Source organism: Helicobacter pylori, assembly GCF_014496965.1.
Lineage (GTDB): Bacteria > Campylobacterota > Campylobacteria > Campylobacterales > Helicobacteraceae > Helicobacter > Helicobacter pylori_CZ.
This window is the reverse complement of record NZ_JACTCR010000004.1, coordinates 73,479-95,708: the sequence shown is the minus strand read 5'-3', so window position 1 is coordinate 95,708 and position 22,230 is coordinate 73,479. Positions and strand designations below refer to the sequence as shown.

Below are 22,230 nucleotides of genomic sequence, written 5' to 3'. Positions count from 1 at the left end.
TGGTGGCTTGAGGCGGAATCGAACCACCGACACGAAGATTTTCAGTCTTCTGCTCTACCGACTGAGCTATCAAGCCAAGCAAAAGACAATTATTACATAAAAAAGGTAAAATAAAGCTTAATTTTTAAAAAATGACTAAAAAATATAATTTACTCAAAAGGGAACAAGGATTACAATGAAATTGATTTCATGGAATGTGAACGGGCTAAGAGCTTGCATGACTAAGGGCTTTATGGATTTTTTCAATAGCGTTGATGCGGATGTTTTTTGCATTCAAGAATCTAAAATGCAGCAAGAACAAAACACCTTTGAATTTAAAGGGTATTTTGATTTTTGGAATTGCGCGATTAAAAAGGGCTATTCTGGGGTGGTAACTTTCACTAAAAAAGAGCCTTTAAGCGTGAGCTATGGTATCAATATAGAAGAGCATGACAAAGAAGGGCGCGTGGTAACTTGCGAATTTGAGTCGTTTTATTTAGTGAATGTTTATGTCCCTAATTCCCAACAAGCCCTATCCAGGCTTAGTTATCGCATGAGTTGGGAGGTGGAATTTAGAAAATTTTTAAAAGCTTTAGAGTTAAAAAAACCTGTCATTGTGTGCGGGGATTTGAATGTGGCTCACAATGAAATTGATTTAGAAAACCCTAAAACAAACCGAAAAAATGCGGGCTTTAGCGATGAAGAGAGAGGGAAATTCAACGAGCTTTTGAACGCCGGTTTTATTGACACTTTCCGTTATTTTTACCCTAACAAAGAAAAGGCTTACACCTGGTGGAGTTACATGCAACAAGCAAGGGATAAAAACATTGGTTGGCGCATTGATTATTTTTTATGCTCTCATCCTTTAAAAACGCGCTTAAAAGACGCTTTAATCTATAAAGATATTTTAGGGAGCGATCATTGCCCGGTAGGGTTGGAATTAGTTTAAAGATAGAAAGTGTGCGAAATAAAGACAGAAAAAAGCCTCACAAAGGCTGAGTCGTATTCAAATTCAAAAGGCCATTTGATCCCCACTTCAATACTAGCGTCATGGTTGAATAGCACAGTTTGGAATTTAAACCCCACTAAACCCAACATCCTAAAATTGGAAGTTTTGAGCGAAAACCCTTGAATGCTGCGCCAATCGTCAATGATGAAATTCGCGCTGTGTTTGGAAATCGTCCATGTGTTTTCGGCAATTTGCATGCCATAAAAAAGGGAAAAAACATACAAGGGGTTCTTGTTGTATTCCACGATCAAATCCCCTCCAAAGCCATAAGTGAACATATTCGCTTGAGCGCCCGTTCTTTTATTGAGTATGACATTCCCATAATCCATAAAAAAGTAATAGCGAGAATAAAACCAGTAATGAGTGGGGTTAATCTCCCAGCCTAAAGAAAAGCTCGCCCCTTCAATCGTGCGTTTAAGATCGTTGTATTTTTTCATAATCATTTTGCCTACTTGATATTGAGAAGCCACATAAAAACGGCTTTTAGCTTGCATAATGGTAGGGTTTAAAAAATAAACGCTTAAAAATAAGGGGGTTACTTTTTTAAATAAATCCTTTGAAAAAAATTTCACACTTTAATACTTCCTGTTGAGTGGGGAGTTGAGATTGTCTTGGTGGTTAGTGGCTCGTTGCAAAACGTTGTTCGTTCTTTTTTGCGAAGGATCAGCGTTTTCTTCATTATTGATTTCATCAATTTTATTTTCGTTATTGATCAGATCATTCACCTCTTTAGTGACTTTTTCATCTTCTTCTTCATGCTCAATCTTTTTTATATCCTTATTCGCTTGATTGATTGGATTGTTTTGAGTGGTTTTAGTGTTGTTTTGGTGCGATTGGGACGATTTTTTAACTTCATCTTTACATGCAATAAACAGGCTTAAAACAAAAGAGATAGCGATAAAATGAGTGATTTTAGATTTCATCAATTAAATTTCCTTAAGTCAATGTATAATTTGACTATCTTATCATAAAAACGATTAAGGATTGGCTAGGGTAAGAACAAATTGCAAGAAACAGATGACTTATTAAAAATATTGAATGTGAAATCGCTTTTAGAAGCCTTGCTTGTTTATACGCCCAAAGGCTATAAAGATTTGAATTTATTAGAGCGTTTTGAAATGGGCTTGAGCGGCGTTTTAGAAGTGGGTATTTTAGATAAAAGAAACTACGCCAAAGTTTTAAAGATTTTCGCCTATTCCAAACGATTTTGCAAAAATTTAGAGCTTGTTTTTTTCAATCACAGCGCGTTTTATTACAGCCAGTTTAAAACCGGCGAGAGTTTATTCATTTATGGTAAATTAGAGCAAAGCTCTTTTAATCAAGCTTATATCATTAACACGCCTAAAATCCTTACCGAATTTGGAAAAATTTCTTTAATTTTTAAAAAAGTTAAAAATCATAAAAAAATACAAGAAAATTTACAAAAACTCATTTCATTAGAAAATTTAAAAAAGGAAGGCGTTAAAGAGAATATCGCGCGTTTATTGTTAGAAATCTTTTTCCCCACGCCGCATTTTGTCAAGGATTTTGAAACGAATAAAAATTTCCCTTCACAACATTTAAATGCATTAAAATACATTGAAATGCTTTTTTATATGAAAAATTTAGAGCGCAAAAAATTGCAATTTGGCGCTAAAATCGCATGCCCCAATAACAGCGAACGCTTGAAAGCGTTTATCGCTTCTTTACCCTTTAAACTCACGCGCGATCAACAAAACGCCATTAAAGAAATTCAAAACGATCTCACCAGCTCCATAGCGTGCAAGCGTTTGATTATAGGCGATGTGGGGTGCGGGAAAACGATGGTGATTTTAGCGAGCATGGTATTAGCTTACCCTAATAAAACCCTTTTAATGGCGCCCACTTCCATTCTCGCTAAACAGCTTTATAACGAAGCCTTAAAATTTTTACCCCCTTATTTTGAAGTGGAATTATTGCTTGGCGGGAGCCACAAGAAGCGATCCAATCATTTGTTTGAAACAATCACGCATGTTATTATAGGCACGCAAGCGTTGTTGTTTGATAAGCGCGATTTGAATGAATTCGCACTAGTAATCACTGATGAACAGCATAGATTTGGCACCAAGCAGCGCTATCAATTAGAAAAAATGGCGAGCAGTAAGGGTAATAAACCCCATTCCTTGCAATTTTCCGCTACCCCCATTCCTCGCACGCTCGCCCTAGCCAAAAGCGCGTTTGTGAAAACGACCATGATTAGAGAAATCCCTTACCCTAAAGAAATTGAAACTCTGGTCTTGCATAAAAGAGATTTTAAAATAGTGATGGAAAAAATCAGCGAAGAAATCGCTAAAAACCACCAAGTCATTGTCGTCTATCCGCTGGTGAATGAAAGCGAAAAAATCCCGTATTTATCGCTCAGTGAGGGGGCAAGTTTTTGGCAAAAACGCTTTAAAAAGGTTTATACCACTTCAGGGCAAGATAAAAATAAAGAAGAAGTGATTGAAGAATTTAGAGAGTTTGGGAGCATTCTTTTAGCGACTACGCTCATTGAGGTGGGCATTTCTTTACCACGATTGAGCGTGATAGTGATCTTAGCGCCTGAAAGGTTAGGCTTAGCGACTTTGCACCAGTTAAGGGGGCGTGTGTCTCGTAACGGCTTGAAAGGCTATTGTTTTTTATGCACGATCCAAGAAGAAAACGAACGATTAGAAAAATTTGCTGATGAATTAGACGGCTTTAAAATCGCTGAATTGGATTTAGAATACAGAAAAAGCGGGGATTTACTTCAGGGCGGAGAGCAGAGCGGGAATAGTTTTGAATACATTGACTTAGCCAAAGATGAAAACATTATCGCTGAAGTGAAACAGGATTTTTTAAAGGCCGCTAGCGTTTCACGGGGAACATTTGAAAATTAAGGCGGAATTGGGTAATTCACATCATTTAAAAAAAGGATAGCAATGCAAAATAAAGAAATGGGTGGAGAAAAAAGCGTTAATGAAAAAAATGTAGAGGTTTTTAATCGTTATTTTCCCGGTTGCTTGAGTATAGAAAATGATAATAAGCTCACGCTGGATACAGGAAAATTAAAAGCGTTACTAGGGGATTTTAGCGAGATAAAAGAAGAGGGCTATGGGTTGGATTTTGTGGGTAAGAAAATCGCCTTAAATCAAGCTTTTAAGAAAAATCATAAGATTTTAAAGCCCTTAAATAAATCCACGAGCAAGCACATTCTCATCAAGGGCGATAATTTAGACGCTCTCAAAATCTTAAGACAAAGCTATAGTGAAAAAATCAAAATGATTTACATTGACCCCCCTTACAACACGAAAAACGACAATTTTATCTATGGCGATGATTTCTCGCAATCCAATGAAGAGGTTTTAAAAACATTGGATTATTCTAAAGAAAAGCTGGATTATATCAAGAATCTTTTTGGGTCAAAAAGCCATAGCGGGTGGCTTAGTTTCATGTATCCTAGATTGCTACTCGCTAAAGATTTGCTCAAGCAAGACGGCGTGATTTTCATCAGCATTGACGATAACGAAGCCGCCCAACTCAAACTTTTATGCGATGAAATTTTTGGAGAGGGGAATTTTGTAGCTGATTTCATTAGAAAAACTAAAAGCACGACTAATGACGCTAAAACGGGCGTCAATTACCAACATGAATTTTTACTCTGTTATGCGAAAAATAAAGAATTTGTCAATCTCTTGGGGGGAGAAAAGAATTTAGAAAATTACAAAAACCCCGATAACGACCCTAATGGGGCATGGATTAGTGCTGACCCTAGCAAGGCTGGCTATGCTGAAATACAATATTATCCTATTACTAATCCTTATACAGGTAAAGTGGATTATCCGCCTAAAGGGCGTTCGTGGATACCCACACGAAATACATTACAAAAACACATTGATGAGGGGCGGATTTGCTTTAAAAAAGAACATAAGGATAATGAAAGGGGCTTTATTTACAAACGCTATTTGAAAGATTTAAAAACCACGCAAAAAACTTTTGATAGTTTAGTATTTAGCGATAATTGTTATATGAACCAAGCGGCGACTAAAGAATTATTAAGCCTTGAATTAGCGGAGTATTTTAGTTATCCAAAGGGTGTGGATTTTATGGCTAAGATTGTAGAACATGCTACCGAAAAAGGCGACATCATCTTAGACTTTTTCGCCGGGAGCGGGACGACCGCGCATGCCGTGTTAGAGAGTAATAAGAGCGATTATCAAAAATTAAGTGAGGGGGGGGGTTATTTAATGGCTTGAACGTCGCATTTAAAGAAAGGCGCTTCATTCTCGTCCAGTTAGATGAAAAAATTGATCCCAAAAACAACAAAAGCGCGCATGATTTTTGTTTGAACACCTTAAAATCTGAATCCCCAAGCATTTTTGACATCACCGAAGAAAGGATTAAAAGAGCGGGGGCTAAAATAAAAGAAGCTTGCCCCAATTTAGATGTGGGATTTCAAGCGTTTGAAATCGTTGATGATGGAACGCATGCGAATGATAAAAATCTCAGTCAAGCCCATCAAAAGGATTTGTTCGCTTATTCTAACCCTGACAAAATGGAAACCCAAACGATTTTAATCAAGCTTTTAGGTTGCGAGGGTTTGGAGCTCACTACCCCTATAACCTGCTTGATTGAAAACGCCTTGTATCTGGCTGAAAATACGGCTTTCATTGTGGGGGATATAGAAATGAGCGAGGTTTTAGAAAACTTGAAAGATAAAGGGGTGGAAAAAATTAGCATGTATATGCCCGCTATCAGTAATGATAGGCTGTGTTTGGAATTGGGCAGTAATTTGTTTGATTTGAAATTAGAGAGCGGCGATTTAAAGATTAGGGGGTAGAGGTGAAAATCAAATTCAAACGATTGGATTATCAAGAAAAATGCTTGAATCAGATTTTAGGGGTGTTTAAGGGGATTGATTTGAGGGAGCCAGAAAATGACGCTCAAAGGATTGCTAACCCTGTTTTTGAAACAGAGGTGCTCAAAGGTGTTTTATTAGAAAATATTGAGGATTTACGATCAGAGCAAAAAATAACCCAGGGAAGCGTGGGGATTGAGAAGTCGTTAAACTGCGATATTTTAATGGAAACAGGCACCGGGAAGACCTTTTGCTTTTTGGAATGCGTTTATGCCTTGCACAAAAACTACCATTTGTCAAAATTTATCGTTTTAGTGCCAAGCAACGCCATTAAATTAGGGGTTTTAAAGAGTATTGAAATCACAAGAGAATTTTTTAAAAGCGAGTATTCTAACACGCATTTAGAAAGCTATGAAAATGCAGAAAGATTCATTCTAGCGAGCAACCATAAATGCTGTGTGTTGGTGATGACTTTTTCTGCTTTTAATAAAGAGAAAAACACTATCAATCAATCATGCTTAGAAAACACGAATCTATTCAATGGCGCAAAAAGCTACATGCAAGCTTTAGCCAGTATCCGCCCTATCGTGATCTTAGACGAACCGCACCGATTTTTAGGCGATAAAACAAAAAAATATTTGGAACAATTAAACGCTTTAATCACGCTCAGGTTTGGGGCGACTTTTAAAGATGATTATAATAATTTGATTTACGCGCTAGACAGCAAAAAAGCGTTTGATTGCGCCCTAGTGAAAAGCATTAGCGTGGCGTCTGTGGGGGAGAGTGATGAGTATTTTTTAGAGCTTAAAGAGGCTAACAAAAAACAAAATGAAGCCACGATCAATTACACGAATTTGGAAAATAAAACTCAAAGCGTCAAAGTCAAAACGCATGATAATTTAGGGGCGCTAACTCATATCAGCGCTTTAGAAGATTACATTGTAGAAAACATCGCTAAAAATGAGGTTCGTTTTTTGAACGGCGTTAATTTGTTGCTGGATCAAAAAGAGCCTTTTTCTTATTTTGTAGAGGGCGAGCAAGAAGTGATGCTGAAAGAAGCGATAAAAAGCCATTTTGAAAGAGAAGAAGGGCTTTTTAAAAAGGGGATTAAAGCCTTGTGCATGGTGTTTATTAGCGGGGTGAATAGCTATTTAAGCGAAAATGAACAGCCGGCCAAATTAGCCCTTTTATTTGAAAAACTTTACCAACAAGAACTTGAAGAAGTCTTAAAAAAGCCTTTAGATGAAAATTATAGAGCGTATTTAGAGCGCACTAGAGAAGACATTAAAAGAGTGCATGGAGGGTATTTCGCTAAAAGCAAGAAAGTGGGCGATGAAGATAAAGCGATCGAACTCATTTTAAAAGAAAAGGAAAAATTGCTGAGTTTTGATTCCGATCTCAGGTTTATTTTTTCGCAATGGGCGTTGCAAGAGGGGTGGGATAACCCTAATGTGATGACGATTTGCAAATTAGCCCCCAGCCATTCCAACATCACTAAATTGCAACAAATCGGTAGGGGGCTAAGGCTCGCTGTGAATGATAAGGGCGAACGCATCACTAAAGAGCATGCTGATTTTGATTTTGTCAATGAATTGGTGGTGATCGTGCCGCAAGTGGAGGGGGATTTTGTGGGAGCGATCCAGCAAGAGATAAGCGAACACAGCTTGATCAAACAAGCGTTTAGTGGGGGAGAGTTAGAAAAAAGCGGCATGGTTAAAAAAGGGTATTACGGGGCTTTATTTGAAAAGTTAGAGGGTTTGGGCTTTGGAGAAAGAACAGATGATGAAAACTTTAAACTCACTCTCAATCAAAACGAATTTTTAAAAAAAGAACCGGAACTAGAAACATTAAAAAATGAAACATACTTGGATTTTGAAAAATTAAAAGATTTTTTAAAAGATCGTTTAGTTGGCCATTTTAGAGTTAGGAACAAAAACGAGCGAAAAACTGAAAAAATCAAAATCAATAAAGAAAATTTTAAAAAATTTGAAACCTTATGGGCGGGTTTGAATCATCAAGCTAGGATCGCTTATGCTATGGATAGCGAGAGCTTGATTGATGAGATTGTCAAAAATATTAATTCTTCTTTTAAAGTCAAGTCAAAAATCGTTTCGGTTACGACTCATAAAAAAGTAGAAACGATGGGGAATAACGCTAAAACAGAGACTTTTGAGCGAGAAAACGCATGCGTGTGGAGTCTGCATGAATTTATCAGCGCCTTGTCCAATAAGGTGAAATTGAGTTTTAAAAGCGTGGCTAAAGTGTTGGAAAACATTGATGAAAACAAGTTTAATGAAATTAAAAAAAACGAACAAGAGGGCTTAAAGCGCTTAGAAGAGCTGTTTTTGGAAATCATTTATCAAAATATTGAAGATAAAATTTCCTATCAAATGCGCGAAACGACGATTAAAAACAGAAAAAACGATGCGTTTTATGATGAAAAGGGAGAGATTAGAGAGTTTTTAGACGGGAGTTTGGGGGCGGATAAATATGAGATTAAAAATTCAAGCGCGCGAGAAAAATGCCTGTATGAAAATTTCATGCAAGTGGATAGCGAGATTGAAAAAGACACGATTGAAGAATCTAACGACACTAAAATCATTGTTTTTGGCAAGCTCCCTAGGGTTAAGATCCCGGTAGGGTTAAACCAAACTTATAGCCCTGATTTTGGGTATGTGGTTGAAAATAACGATAAAAAAGTGTTGTTAGTGGTAGAAACTAAAGGGGTTGATAAAAAAAGCGAATTGCGCCCTGAAGAAGAGCGGAAAATTTCAACCGCTAAGAAATTTTTTGAAGCTTTAAAAAAGCAAGGCGTGAATATTGAATACCAAACCAAGCTGAATGATGATCAATTGAGCGCGTTGATCAATGAAGTTTTAAATCGTAAAGATTAGAGTTAATAAGCTCAATTACTCTAATGTTTCACATGGAACAATTTCAATTTGGATCAATTTAAACTTAATCTTTAAAAAGGTCTTATTAAAATGAATACGATAAGGTTTGATTAAATTTACTAAGGAGTAGTCAATAGAGTTAAAAATTATCAATATAGAGAATTGTTATGGGATAGGAAAGATACAAAAAACATCTTTAGATTTTTCAAAAACAAATAGCTATCTTTTATATGCTCAAAATGGGGTTTTTAAAACTTCATTTGCAAAAAGCCTGACAGATTTGATAAATAACGAAATGCCAAAAGATAATTTTTATCCTAATCGTGAAAGTGAAATAAAGATTGAGTTTAATGGTAAGAAAATGTCAAAAGAAAATGTTGCTGTTTTTCATTCTTATGATGAAAAATTTAGCTCTGAAGATAGCGTTACAACTTTTATGGCAAAATCAGACCTCAAACAACGATATGATAATATTCTTTCAGAATTAGAAAAAGAAAAGAAGGCACTTTTAAAAAGTCTTAGAGATATTGCAAGCGGTTTTGATTGTGAAGAAGAAATAATTAAAAATGAAAAAAATAAAAATTTTTATGAAATTTTAGACACTTATTTGACTGAAATAGAAAACAGCGAAAAACACTATTCTTTTGAATATCGTGATATATTTGATAGATCAAAAAAAGTGAAAGATTTTGTCAATGAGCATCGTAATTTGATTGAGCAGTATTTTAATAAATATCAAGAATTATTGTCTCAATCTGAGATTTTTAAACATATGGATGGTGGGGATTTTGGAACAAACCATGCTGATGATCTTAAAAAAGCTTTAGAAAATAACAGGTTTTTTAAAGCTAACCATAGTTTGAAAATTGCTGGAGAGGAAATTACGAATTATCAAAAATTGTCAGATATTTTTGAAAATGAAAAAATAGAATTGTCAATGATGAGAAGCTTAAAGAGAGCTTTGATAAGATTGAAAAAGTCATAAATGCTAATAAGGAACTTAAAGCCTTTAAAGATTCTATCAATAAGGATAATACATTATTAACAGAACTTTTAGATTATGATTCTTTTAGAAAAAAGGTGTTGTTTAGCTATCTTAAACAAGTTATTCAAAATGTTAAAAGTTTGGTTAATCTTTATAGAGAGAAAAAGCCTAAAATAGAAGAAATTATAAAACAGGCTAACAAAGACCAGAAAGAATGGGAATCTGTCATTGAAATTTTTAATCAAAGATTTCTTGTTCCCTTTAAAGTGGAGCTTCAAAATCAAAAAGATATTTTATTGAATAAAGACACCGCGCAATTTAGATTTATATTTTCTGATGACAATCAGGATATGAATGTTCAAAAAGAAGATTTGCAAAAACATTTAAGCGGAGGAGAAAAGAGAGCGTTATATATCTTACAAATCTTGTTTGAAATTGAGGCTAGAAAAAGAAGCGACGAAATCCAACTCTTAGTTTTTGATGATATTTCAGACTCTTTTGATTATAGAAATAAATATGCAATTATTGAGTATCTTAAGGATTTGCAAGAATGCAGACAATTTAAATTGCTCGTGATGACGCATAATTTTGATTTTTATCGCACCCTAGCAAGCCGTTTGAATATTCCTAGAGAACAGATTAAAATGATCCGCAAAAATGATGCTAGAGAAATAATTTTTGAAAATGGTGGGTATTTGAAGAGTTTTATTAAATGTATTAGAGACTCAGAAAATGATAAAGACTTTTTCGCACTGATACCTTTTGTGAGGAATTTGATTGAATACACAAGTTCTCAAGCAGACAAAGACAGCAATTATATAAAACTTACAAATTGCTTGCACATGAAAAAAGATACAAAAACTATTCACATTCAGGATATTTCAAAGATTTTTGATAGCGTTTTTGGCATAGAGCGAAAAAATAAAAAGATTGAAAAAGATAACTCAAAATTATACTTTCAAGCAATTTATGATATTGCAGAAGAAATTTATAACGATAAAGATTGTAATCATATTGAATTACAAAATAAGATTATTCTTTCAATGGCGATCAGATTAAAAGCTGAAGAATGGATGTTAAATAAACTAAATCGAGAATTCAAATCGGAGAAAAATCAAACAAGGGAGTTATATGATGCCACCAAAAAAGAACTATCTGATGATGAAAAAAGGGTTATACAAAAGGTTTTAATGATTACTTCTGAAAATATCCACATTAACTCTTTCATGTTTGAACCTATTTTGGACATATCCCTTGATCATCTATATACAATGTTTGGAGAAAGTCAAAAATTTAAATTAAACAAGGATTATCAACAAACTGATTACCCTAATGTTTCACATGGAACAATTTTAAAGAAAAGCGTTTTATTTAAAATTCATGGTGCTTTTGTTATAATCGTTTTTATCCAATTTTAAAGGCGTTTTATGATGAGTTTCACTCGCATTTTACTCAAGGATTTCATTAAAAAATACAATCCCCCAACACCCACAAAAGAAACTATAGAAAATTTTGAAAAAGAAATAAACAGCTTATTAGAAAACGCGCCAAGACAAGATGATGAAGAATTTCAAAAAAATGAAATCAATAAGTTTTTAGGCAAAATCTCAAGTATTAAAGAGCATTACACTTATAAAAGCGTGGCATTAAAAAACGCTTTTATAAACAACGATAAACTTTTAAAGCATGCGTTTTTAAGCGGTATAAGGAATTAGAATGGATTATAAAAAATTAGATTTACCCAACACAAACCACCCAAATCAAGAGCAACTGAAAGCTTTTGAAACCGCTTTTAACGCCTTTTTAGAAACCAACCCACAAGAAAATGAAAATCACCAAAACGACGCTTTTAATGATTTATTGAAAGGTGTTTTTAAATACAAGGTTAAGCCCACCAAAAAAATAGACAGCGCTATTCTTAATGACAATGACAAAGTGGAGGTGATCATTGAATTTAAAGCCCTTAAAAACCCCAACGAATTTATTAAAAAGGGTGATTTGAATGTTAAAGCCTTGCATGAAAGCCTTTTCTATTACCTCACAGAAAGAAAAAATGGTAATAACAACCTTAAGCATCTTATCTTAGCCACTATTAAAGAGCTTTATATCATTGATGCAAACGAATTTGAGGTTTTTAATAAAGATAAAGAAATTGAAAACGCCTTTAAAAATTGCCACGATAGAAAGGGTAACGATACACGCACAGAAGCGTTTTATGATGTTTGCCAAAAGCGCCTTAATGAACTTGATCGTTCTTTGAAATACCACCATATCTCTCTCAAAAAAGAAAATTTAGCCCTAATCTATCAAGCCCTAAGCCCTAATTTTTTGCTCAAAATTCCAAAATATTCTGACGCTAACACGCTTAACAAAGATTTTTATGAAGAATTGCTTTACATTTTAGGGTTAGAAGAGCAAAATGACAAAGGGAAAATTTTAATCAAGCCCAGCCGCACCCAAAACTCCCTAAGTTATGCCCTAAAAGAGAAATACAAAAATTTAGACGATGAAGAAGTCATGGCGTTACTCATCGCTTGGAATAACCGCATCTTGTTTTTACGGCTTTTAGAAAGCCTTTTAATTTCTTTCAAGCATTTTGAAAATCCTTTCTTAACCACAGAAAATTTTGAGAATTTCAACGCCCTAAACACCCTCTTTTTTGAAGTCCTAGCCAAGAAAAACAGCGAGCGTTTATCAGAGATTAAAGAAGACAAGATTTTAGAAAAAATCCCTTATTTGAATTCCAGTTTGTTTGATAAAACGCCTTTGGAATTAAAGGGGCATGAAATCAAGCTTTTAGACAATAAAAAGCTAGAAATCTATAAAAATTCCGTTCTCAAAAAACATGAAGATTATCAAAAAGAAAAAGCTTTGCCCTTGCTGGAATACCTTTTTGAATTTTTGCGCGTTTATGATTTCACCACCACCCCTAAAGACATTAAAGATAATCAAAATAAGAGCGAAAGCCGTTTGATTAACCCTAGCGTTTTAGGGCTTGTTTTTGAAAAACTCAACGGCTATAAAGAGGGGAGCTTTTATACCCCAAGCTTCATCACAAGCTACATGTGCAAAGAGAGTATCACGCCCATCGTACGGGATAAATTCAACGCCATTTATCAGTGGGACTGTGAAAGGAAAAATAGACAGAAATTTTTCAAATGAAAAAGCTAAAGAATACCTAAACACGCTTTTAACTTTACGCATTTGCGATCCGGCGGTGGGGAGCGGGCATTTTTTAGTTTCAGCGCTCAATGAAATGGTGTTAATTGCTTACGAGCTAGGGCTTATTGCTTCCTTGTATCGCCACGATCTTAGATTAGAAAACGATGAAATCATCATTCACACGCCAGAGGATAAAGTCTTTAACTACACCATACCGCATAGCGAAAACGACCCCCACCACCAAATCCAAAAAGAACTTTTTGAGCTTAAAAAATCCATCATTGAAAACTGCCTTTTTGGCGTGGATATTAACCCCAATTCATGCGAAATCACCAAGCTCAGGCTATGGATAGAGCTTTTAAAATACAGCTATTATATTTTTGAAGAGGGTAAGAACACTAACGCACTTGAAACCCTCCCCAACATTGACATTAACATTAAGTGCGGTAATTCGCTCATTTCTAGGTTTGCCCTCAAAGATAAAGCCTTATTAAAAACCGAAAAAAATAAAAACCTAGAATACTACATCGCTGAATATAAAGAACTCGTTAAAATTTACAAAGACCCTAAAATCTTAGAAACCCTAACGCGCCCCATAAAAGACTCTAACGCCGTTAGAAAATACGCTAAAGAACGTCTTTATCAAGAATTAGCGCAAAACCCTAACAAAGATTTTAAAAAGGCTCTCAATGATAGGATAGAGAAAATTAAAGAAGCTTTTAAACTCACTTTAGAACCCCCTCAAAAAGAATTAAAATTTAAAAAATTTTTAAAAGAGCATTTAGAACTCTATGGCAAGAGTATCTTAGAGGAGGCAAACGATAACGGCTTAGAATTGGAAGCCCTAGCATTAGAAAAGAAAATGGCGCATGAAGGTCTTTTTCATGATTATACACCCTACCCCAAACTAGACAAAACGGATAAAGTAGTGGGGCTAGAACATTTTAACCGCTATGTCCTAACATCTTATAAAGATTTACAAGATGAAAACGAACGCTACGCTAACGCTCTTGAATGGCGCTTTGAATTCCCTGAAGTTTTAGACGATGAGGGGGATTTTTTAGGCTTTGATTGCATCATAGGCAACCCGCCTTATATCCGCCAAGAACAAATCAAAAACTTAAAGCCTTTATTAGAAAAGCAATACCAAGATTTCTATAACAGCACCGCTGACATTTACACCTACTTTTTTGCCCTATCTTACCACCTTTTAAAAGAAAAGGGGTTTAACGCTTTCATCACTTCCAACAAATACGCGCGAGCCAAATACGGCGCTAAATTGAGAGAATGGCTGCTTAAAAAAACCACCCTTGTCAGCTACATGGAATTAAACGCCTTAAAAGTCTTTGAGAGCGCTGCAGTGGATACCAGCATCATGAGTTTCATCAAACAAACGCCCCCTAAAGAGAGCGATTTTAAATATTACGAACCCACCCCAAACGATAAAGACGATTTGAAAAGCACCCCCTCCCTTTCCATGAGGCAAAACGCGCTTTCAACAGAAAGCTTTATTTTTGCCAACGCCACGCTTTTGGATTTGAGGGACAAAATAGAGAGTGTTGGCACCCCGCTTAAAGACTGGGACATTCAAATCAATTACGGGATAAAAACCGGCGCGAACGAAGCCTTCATCATTCCCACTGAAAAAAGAGACGCAATCTTAAACGCTTGCAAGACGCAAGAAGAAAGAAAGCGCACAGAAGCGCTCATCAAACCCATTTTAAGAGGGAAAGACATTAAAAGGTATTCTTATGAGTGGGCGGATTTGTGGGTGATTATCGCAAAATTTGGTAGCCATGAATTTTTAGAAGTTGAATATCCTACAATCTATAATCACCTATTACAATATAAAGATCAATTGGAGCAAAGGGGACAATGTCGTTATTCTAGAGGCCCACAGAACAGCAATAAGCCATATCCAGGTCAACATCATTGGTTGGAACTTGACAATAATCCAAAAGATAGTTATTTGCAAGATTTTGAAAAAGAGAAAATTGTGTATAGCGAGATCGTGCAAGAGCCACGATTTTATTTAGATAATGGAGAATGCGAATTAGGGTGTTTCTACGCAGAAGCCACGAGCTTCATTCTCACAGGAGAACATTTGCGCTATCTTTTAGGAATGTTGCATTCTAAATTGATCACTTTTGCTTTCAAAACTTTCTACGCAGGCGGTGGACTAGGTGAGAGTGGTTATCGCTATAAAAAGGCTTTTATAGAACGGCTCCCCATTCCTAAAATCACTCATAAAAACCAAGAATTAGCCGATAAAATCACCGATGGCGCGAAGCGGATCTTAAAAGTAAAAGAAAAAGACCCTAAAGCCAACACCCAAGAATTAGAAAAAGAAATTGACGCCTTAGTCTATCAGCTCTACCACCTCACCGATGAAGAAATCAAAACCATTGAAAACGGGCAGTGAATAAGCTGATTTCCCACTTAAGGATGACCCCCTAATCTAGGGGGCAACTCTTTTTAAGAATTAGCGTTTAATCACTAGATCAAACTTTAAACCAAAAAAACTGATTTTTAGGTATAATTCTCTCCAAGAGTGTTTACTACGATGATTTTTCATAGTAAGCTCCTAAAAGTGGATTTTACCCCCTAATCTCTAGCAAAAAAACTAGGGGGTGAGCGTTATTTTATCCTAATCTCGCAAAAACGATTTTTATAAAAGCTTTAAATCACTAATTTAAAATCATATTAAAAAACTTCACAAGTAATAAAAACGATTCACCTTAAAGGAAACCCCTTAAATAGGGGAAACCTTTGGTTTAATGGGTTTTTTTAACAACAATTTTAACCCTATACTTAAAAAAAGGTATTTTTAAGTATAATACAAGGGCTTTTTACCATGTTTTTTGGACATAGTAATCCTTTGAAGGTGATTTACCCCCTAATCTCTAGCAAAAAAACTAGGGGGTGAGCGTGATTTTATCCTAACCCTATAAAAACAAGCAAGAACAATCAAATGCGATTTAAAGATTAAAAAAGCTTTTTCTACCGCATGGCTTTGGACTAAAACCATAAATAGTAGGGATCGTAATGTTTAAAGCAAACGCCTTAAAAATTCGGTGTAAAAAATACCATAGAATTGCTTTTGAATCTGTATATTGGCAATGGGAAAACTTTCAAAAAGAGGGTAATGTTAGTGGAAGAATTAAATAAAAAACGGCTCTTGTGTTAGGGGGGTTGTTAAAAAATAAAAAAAGCGAGTAGGTTTTTAAGAAATTTGATTTATTTTGATTTTTGGGTTATAATGCATTTACATTATAAGGGCTGACCGAAGCCCAACTTTCTTTATAAACTGCTTAAACTTTCCAGGTTTTTGTTCCCAATGCTTTTGATCAAGTCATCTAGAAATAAGGTAATTTTATTAGGCTCAACACCAATCACTAAAATTTTGTCCATTGGAATGTTTTTTGTTTTTCCATTGAATGATGTGGCTATTCGTGGGCGCTTGTTTGGTTGGATTTTGAGTAAATTTTCCCAATGATACGCGCGATTTCTAATCGTCCATAGCAAGTTTAAAACAATATGGGCTTTAATATAATTGTAAAGAAGGCGTTTTTTGCCTTTAATAAGCAAGGTATCTTTATTTTCGTGATAATAAGCTCTCAAACGATACGCTCTCAAATCTAATATTACCCCCTCTAACTTATAACAAAAAATAAGCCTGATCACTGCCCCTAAAGACATTTTAGATAAGATTAAAGAATGCGTGATTTCTTTTTTCTTTTCTTTTAATTCTTTGATTAAAGGGGTTAAAGCACTTTCATTAAACACCCAATCGCTCCCCTTAATTTGGGTTAAGCAATAGTCTAAAGCATTGCGTAAATAAATCTCTAAATTAGAAATTTTAAGCGTGATGAAAGAAATGAGTTTTAAATTTTCTTTGTATTGCTCTAGGCTGTCATAAGCAGCTAATTTTTCTTTAGATAGAATGAGCGTAATATCATTTTTAAAATGTTTTAAATCTTGAATAGCATTTTCTAAAGCCCTTTTGATTAAGGACTCAATAAGTTTCACAGAAATCATTTCAATTCTTAAACAAAGACTCTAAAGCTTCTACCCCTACTTTTGGCGTTTCTTTTTCGCTTTCATTTTCTGCGTTTTCTTTGACGCTAGGAATGGTTTCAAACTCTATGTGATAGCCTGTAAGCATGGACGCTAAGCACACATTCACCCCGCCTTTACCGATAGCCTTAGATTTTTCAATGTCTAATAAACGCACCTTAGCCTTTTGCAAATGGTTATTGACAATGAAACGCTCTTGAACGGATTCTTTTTCTTCAGCATTCAATTCTTCTATGGGGATTTTTTTAACCTCAACGCTTAAAATTTTGGCTGGAGCGAGCGCTAAAGTGATATAAATTTCAGGCACATTAGAATACTCTATGCAATCAATGTTTTCTTTATTCAATTCGTTACTTATCGCATTAATGCGCACGCCCTTAACCCCCACAGCCGCGCCTATGGGATCAATCCTAGCGTTATGGGAAAAAAAGCTCACTTTCGCTCTGTTGCCTGGGATTCGCGCGCAATGGATGATTTCAATTTCTTTATCTTTAATTTCAGGGACTTCTAATTCCAACAAGGCTTCAAGCATTTTAGGGGTGGTGCGGCTCAGCTCTAATAGTAAGCCTTTTTTCGTGCGTTTGACTTGCGTTAAAACCGCCTTGATGCTATCGCCTATTTTAAAACTCTCGCCCTTGATGCGATGGCGCATGGAAAGAACGCCCTGAAATTGCTGCTCAATCTCAGTAAAGGTGTTTTGATTGTGATCCACTAAAATCACTTTCCCCATTAAAACGCTGTTAAGACGCTTTTGAAACGCTTCAAAGTGGCTGTCTTCTAACGCTTTTTCTAGTTGGTATTGCAAATCTTTAAAAAGGCGGTTGATCGCTCCTTGTTTCATGCTCTCCAAACTCAAGCTGTAAGACAATTCGTCTTTAATCTTAACGCTTGGATCCATTTCTTTGGCTTTAGACAGGCTGATGTATTTAGAAGGATCGTTAACCAACCTTTCATCATCGTCTTCTAAAACTTCCACCAACTGGATAAGCTGGAGCTGCTTGTTTTCTTCAATTACCGAGTAACGCGCTAGGGGGTCTAACTCATTTTGCGCCATTTTTAACAAACAGCCTTGAATCACTTTTGAAATCATCTCTTTAGGCAAATTTTTTTCATACGCAATGCACTCTATAAGATCGCTGATTTTTTCCATTCTTAAGTTCCTTTAAATTTTGTAGGGGAGATAGCGTTTAAAAGAAATTTTATTATAGCGAATTTTTAAGCCTTGTTAAGGATTTCTTTTAAAACCAGAGCGATTTTTTCCAAATCTTCTCCATTCAAACTAAAGACTTCAAAGCACACAAATGCGCATGAAATTCTTGTAATAACGCCTTTTTGGAAAAGCTTTAAATAAAGTTTCTCGCAATCTAAATTCTGGGTGTTTTTGGGCTGGACTTTCACGCAAAAGGATTCCAATTCCCTACCAAATAAATTCCCTATTTTAGAAAAGCTAGAGGCTATGCTCACGTTCAATTCTAAAGGCTTTAAAAGGGCGTAGAGTTTGAGGGCTTTTTGCAATAAGGCGTCTTTAGTTTGGTTTAGTAGTGCATGAATGGTGATTTCTTCTTGGTGATTGACCCATGCGTTTAGGCTGTGAAAAAGCAAGGTGAGCGTGATTTTACCCACTCTCAAAGCTCTATAAAGGGGGTGGTTTTTTAAGGTTTCAACCCATTCTTTTTGCCCCATAATAATGCCCGCTTGCGCGCCATTAAAACATTTATCCGCGCTAAAGCTTACAAGCGATGGTTTTAGAGCTAAAACTTCTTCTAAAGCCCTTTTATTTAACAAATCCACATCCCCTAAATTGTAATAATCTATCAAATCATGCTCTTTAGCCAGGGCTTGCAAATCTTTAAAGGGCGTGTCTTTTTGAAAAGTGGGGTTGTGGGTTTTGAATAGCATTTTGCTGTTTTCATTCAAGGCCAAGCGGTAATCCCTTAAATAAGCGCGATTAATATTCCCCACTAAATGCAGCCTAGCCCCACTACTCAATAAAATATCTTTAAGGTTAAAATCCCCCCCCACTAATTCGCCATAAGAAACAATGATTTCTTTTTCTTGCGCTAAAGCGTTAGCGATGAGAAATATCGCGCTGGTGTTGTTATTGACAATTAAAATTTCTTCAGCGTTAAAGCACGCCTTAAAAAGCTGTTTTAAAGGGGTTAAGCGGTTCTTTTTTTTAGCGGTGTTGAGATCGCATTCTAAATCAATGGGTTGGGTTAAAACTTCTTTTAAATAAGGTTCAATTTTTTCATAAAATTGCGGGCTAAAAAACGATCGCCCATGGTTTTCATCAAAAACGCTCGCGCTCGCATTGATGATTTTTTGATAAGGGCTTTTCAAAAGATCCGGGGTTGTTGGGGGCGTTTCTTTAGCCATAATAAGCGCGTTTGATTCCTTTTTTGAGAGTTAAAGTAAAGCGTTATTTTAATCTAAACCCGCTAAATTTTTGATAAAACTACTTTTTTAAAATCCTTAAGAGCGTTTTAATGAGTTTGTTGAGCGAGCGGAACTTTTTCCATAGAGCTTGGCGGTTTCTATAGGGTTTTTTCATGCTTGTTTCCATGTTCAAAATTCAAAAAGAAATCCTAAGGTTTCTTTCATTTTAGAACTGATAGGATACCTCAAAACGCGCATTAAACCCAGGAGCCGGGAGCGCCATGCGCTTATTTTTAGGGATCATATCGCTCGCTGGAGCGTCCGCGCTCGCTTGCCACACGGAAGCCTGGCTGACATATTGCTTGTTTAAGATATTGTTAAACACGGCTGAAATCCTTAACCCCTGCCATTTTTTAGAAGTGGGGGTCCAATTGATAAAGACATTATGCACACCATACCCAGGCTTATGGATTTTCATCAAGCCGTATTGAGGGTAGTAGATAGAATAGCCTTCATAGAACATGTTGGTTACAAAGCGTGAGAGCCAAGTTAAAGTAAGCCCCCATTTGTGGATATTGTAATCGGCTTTTAAGATAAACACATTCCCAGTCGTGGCGGCTAAAGCGTAAGTATCGGCTAATAAATGCCCCCTAGCTGTCGGCCAAGAGCGAGCTACTGAGAAAGTCCCTACGAAATTTTTATATTGCACATTCCCTGAAACTTCATAACCATAAATATTAATGGTTTCGGGTAAATTCCCTGACATGTTTTTTGCAGTCGCGTTACCCCCACCATTTTTAGAAGTGTCTTGCCCGTAGCTGTTGATGAAGTTATTGATCACTTGATAGAACGCTGCCCCGCGCACATTGAAATACTTGCTGTTGTAATCCACATTGAATTCCACATTTTGACCGATCGCAGGGCGTAAATTCCTTTGATAAATCACCGTGGGATCACGCATCAAAACGCCATCGCCAGGCAAAGCCCCCTTAGTTACATACGCATAGCTCACTTTCAAACCGATGCTTTCAATGGGGTTATAAAGCACGGTTGCAGAAGGTGAAAATCCAGAAGTTACATGCGTGCGGCCGTTTTTATCTAGCAAGGTGTAAATATCATAACGAGTTCCCGCACCCACGATGAGGTTTTTCAAGAGATTGTAGTTCGCTTGCATAAACCCACCGATGATATTCCCAATCGCATGCGAATTTTGGGGCATGTTACGATAGAGCGGGTTAGGCGCGTTCAGATTTTGAGGGTATTGAGAGCTTTGATCGGTGTAGTAATGGCGGTAAGGCAAGCCCGGCCCATTAGGGTCGTTAGGATCAATGTTGTTTTTATAATAGCCGTTTTTGCCTTTATCCAATCCAGAGAAAACGCTCAGGTTTTGATAAATCATGCCGTATTCAAACACATTCCCATAATCTTCGCTAATGGGGTGGGTTACTTTAAAATTAACGCCTGAGTTGATTAAGAAAATCCTTCTGGCTAAAGTCCCTTCAGCGTCCGCATTCCCTAAAGTCCAATCGTTTGCGCTAGGGTTTTGAGCGTTAGGGGGGGTCATGTCATAATCAGGATTTTTAGGGACAAGCCCATGGTAAATATTAGATCCTGTGGAAATTGCAGAAGCGCCTTGCCAATTGATCGATCCCGGCTGCCCATAGCCTATTTGATAGCCTCCATCAGAGGGTCTGATAGCTCCTTGCGTGCACTGGCTGATATTGTCCGGGTTATTACACCACTCTTTCACTTCAGGGATATAATCCGGATTAGCCGGCTCATTAGAATTGTAAGCGAAAGGATTCACCACAGGGTTATAATCGCCCCCCCTTACCCCTAAAAAGGCAGTGGATTCAACGCGCGGCTGACTAAAACTAGTGCCTCCATCATGCTTGTATTTCAGGCTCAAATTGTGGTTGAAGTTGATCGTATGGGCTAATTCTTTCCCAAAGTCAATCACAAAAGGCGCTGGCTGGCTTCCTGGGTCATTGGCTTTGGAGAGGGCTGAAGTGGTGTTAGGGCGTAAAAGCCTGGTGGAATTTTCCCTTGTCATGTTGTAGCTTAAGCTGATGGTATCCGTGTCGTTGATATAGCCATTGACTTTACCTAAAACGCTATTGACTTCACTCGGAGTCCCTACGCCAATGTCGCTATTGCTCGGATCTTGCAAGTCAAAAGTAGGGTGGAAGAGATCCCTAAAAGCGTTGTTCCCGTCTCTGTAATAAAAAATATTTTGATGGTTGTAATAAGCGAGTATGTCCCAATTTTTACCCCGGTAAGCCGCAGTGGCGTTCATGCGATACCCAAAGTTGGTATAAAAGCCCGCTTCCGCTTTAGCCCCATAAGTTTGATTCTTTCTTAAGAAGTCGTTAGCGTCAATCGTGGTGAAAGACAATTTACCCGCAACCGCACCAGGACCCGCTGAAGCGTTCGCTGCCCCCTTAATCACTTCCACTTCTTTAATCATATTAGGATCGATCACGGTGTTAGCGTCATGGTGGAAAATGTTACCATTTTGAGCGACGCCATCTATCGTTACCCTTAAGAGACGGCTCTCAATCCCCCTAACATAGATTTTTTGCGCCATCAAGCCCCCACTTGCCACATTCACATCCGCTCGAGTCCTAAAAATATCACGGATTTGGTTACTTTGGCGCTGTTGGAGCTCTTTCCTTTCAATATACATTTTGTTGTTGTATTCAAAAGTCCTTTCACCCTTAGTGGTTACCTTACCCAAAGTGTGGGTATTTTCTTGAGCTTGCAAACTGCTAGCGACAATACAAGAGACAAACACGATACGAAATTGATTTCTAAGCATTTCTTTTAGCCTTTTTATTTACTTTCTTCTAAAAATTTAGTCAAGTTTTAAACCTAAGGTTATTATTACATTATTCTATTTAATAATACCTTAAAT

General features: G+C 36.5%; 14 protein-coding genes, 1 tRNA gene and 1 pseudogene. 9 read left to right on the top strand and 7 right to left on the bottom strand.

Annotation, left to right across the window (positions count from 1 at the left end):
• Positions 1-76 (bottom strand) — tRNA-Phe (locus H7O61_RS02760).
• A gap of 99 nt (positions 77-175) precedes the next feature.
• On the opposite strand from H7O61_RS02760, the gene H7O61_RS02755 reads away from it, so the two are divergent.
• Complete coding sequence (locus tag H7O61_RS02755; protein WP_187875070.1) at positions 176-928, top strand: exodeoxyribonuclease III; 753 nt, start codon at positions 176-178, stop codon at positions 926-928.
• Here H7O61_RS02755 and H7O61_RS02750 read toward each other — a convergent pair.
• Together H7O61_RS02750 and H7O61_RS02745 are read right to left on the bottom strand one after the other, a co-directional pair.
• The gene (locus H7O61_RS02750; RefSeq protein WP_187875069.1) at positions 925-1,560 is read right to left on the bottom strand and encodes an outer membrane protein; all 636 of its coding nucleotides are present in this window, start codon (positions 1,558-1,560) and stop codon (positions 925-927) included. The two genes, H7O61_RS02755 and H7O61_RS02750, sit on opposite strands and share 4 nt — an antisense overlap.
• A gap of 3 nt (positions 1,561-1,563) precedes the next feature.
• Positions 1,564-1,911, bottom strand: coding sequence for a hypothetical protein (locus H7O61_RS02745; RefSeq protein WP_000836991.1), 348 nt, complete (start codon positions 1,909-1,911; stop codon positions 1,564-1,566).
• Positions 1,912-1,992: 81 nt separating this feature from the next.
• On the opposite strand from H7O61_RS02745, the gene recG reads away from it, so the two are divergent.
• From recG to H7O61_RS08110, 8 genes and pseudogenes are all read left to right on the top strand, one after another.
• Positions 1,993-3,864, top strand: a complete 1,872-nt coding sequence (gene recG, locus H7O61_RS02740) for an ATP-dependent DNA helicase RecG (protein WP_187875068.1) — start codon at positions 1,993-1,995, stop codon at positions 3,862-3,864.
• 42 nt (positions 3,865-3,906) lie between these two features.
• Positions 3,907-5,220 (top strand): site-specific DNA-methyltransferase, encoded by a 1,314-nt coding sequence (locus H7O61_RS02735; protein WP_231623803.1) that lies wholly within the window; start codon positions 3,907-3,909, stop codon positions 5,218-5,220.
• Complete coding sequence (locus H7O61_RS07850) at positions 5,217-5,804, top strand: site-specific DNA-methyltransferase (RefSeq protein WP_231623804.1); 588 nt, start codon at positions 5,217-5,219, stop codon at positions 5,802-5,804. The genes H7O61_RS02735 and H7O61_RS07850 overlap by 4 nt, the downstream gene beginning before the upstream one ends.
• Positions 5,805-5,806: 2 nt before the next feature.
• Positions 5,807-8,716: a restriction endonuclease gene (locus tag H7O61_RS02730; protein ID WP_187875067.1), complete on the top strand. Its 2,910-nt coding sequence runs from the start codon at positions 5,807-5,809 to the stop codon at positions 8,714-8,716.
• Positions 8,717-8,849: 133 nt separating this feature from the next.
• Positions 8,850-11,003, top strand: a pseudogene (locus tag H7O61_RS02725) (hypothetical protein).
• A 125-nt stretch (positions 11,004-11,128) separates the two neighbouring features.
• Positions 11,129-11,416 (top strand): DUF7149 domain-containing protein, encoded by a 288-nt coding sequence (locus tag H7O61_RS02720; protein ID WP_001958744.1) that lies wholly within the window; start codon positions 11,129-11,131, stop codon positions 11,414-11,416.
• A gap of 1 nt (position 11,417) precedes the next feature.
• Positions 11,418-12,863, top strand: a complete 1,446-nt coding sequence (locus H7O61_RS08115; RefSeq protein WP_414736101.1) for a type IIG restriction enzyme/methyltransferase — start codon at positions 11,418-11,420, stop codon at positions 12,861-12,863.
• Positions 12,829-15,285, top strand: coding sequence for an Eco57I restriction-modification methylase domain-containing protein (locus tag H7O61_RS08110; protein ID WP_415751580.1), 2,457 nt, complete (start codon positions 12,829-12,831; stop codon positions 15,283-15,285). Before H7O61_RS08115 ends, H7O61_RS08110 begins: the two co-directional genes overlap by 35 nt.
• 878 nt (positions 15,286-16,163) lie before the next feature.
• Here the strand turns inward: H7O61_RS08110 and H7O61_RS02710 are convergent.
• The 4 genes from H7O61_RS02710 to H7O61_RS02695 form a co-directional block, all read right to left on the bottom strand.
• Positions 16,164-16,847 (bottom strand): CAAX protease, encoded by a 684-nt coding sequence (locus H7O61_RS02710; RefSeq protein ID WP_187875076.1) that lies wholly within the window; start codon positions 16,845-16,847, stop codon positions 16,164-16,166.
• Between the two features lie 55 nt (positions 16,848-16,902).
• Positions 16,903-18,090: a transcription termination factor NusA gene (gene nusA, locus H7O61_RS02705; protein ID WP_187875066.1), complete on the bottom strand. Its 1,188-nt coding sequence runs from the start codon at positions 18,088-18,090 to the stop codon at positions 16,903-16,905.
• Between the two features lie 65 nt (positions 18,091-18,155).
• Positions 18,156-19,316, bottom strand: coding sequence for an aminotransferase class V-fold PLP-dependent enzyme (locus H7O61_RS02700; protein WP_187875065.1), 1,161 nt, complete (start codon positions 19,314-19,316; stop codon positions 18,156-18,158).
• 226 nt (positions 19,317-19,542) lie between these two features.
• Positions 19,543-22,134 (bottom strand): TonB-dependent receptor, encoded by a 2,592-nt coding sequence (locus tag H7O61_RS02695; protein WP_000945797.1) that lies wholly within the window; start codon positions 22,132-22,134, stop codon positions 19,543-19,545.
• Positions 22,135-22,230: the final 96 nt, after the last annotated feature.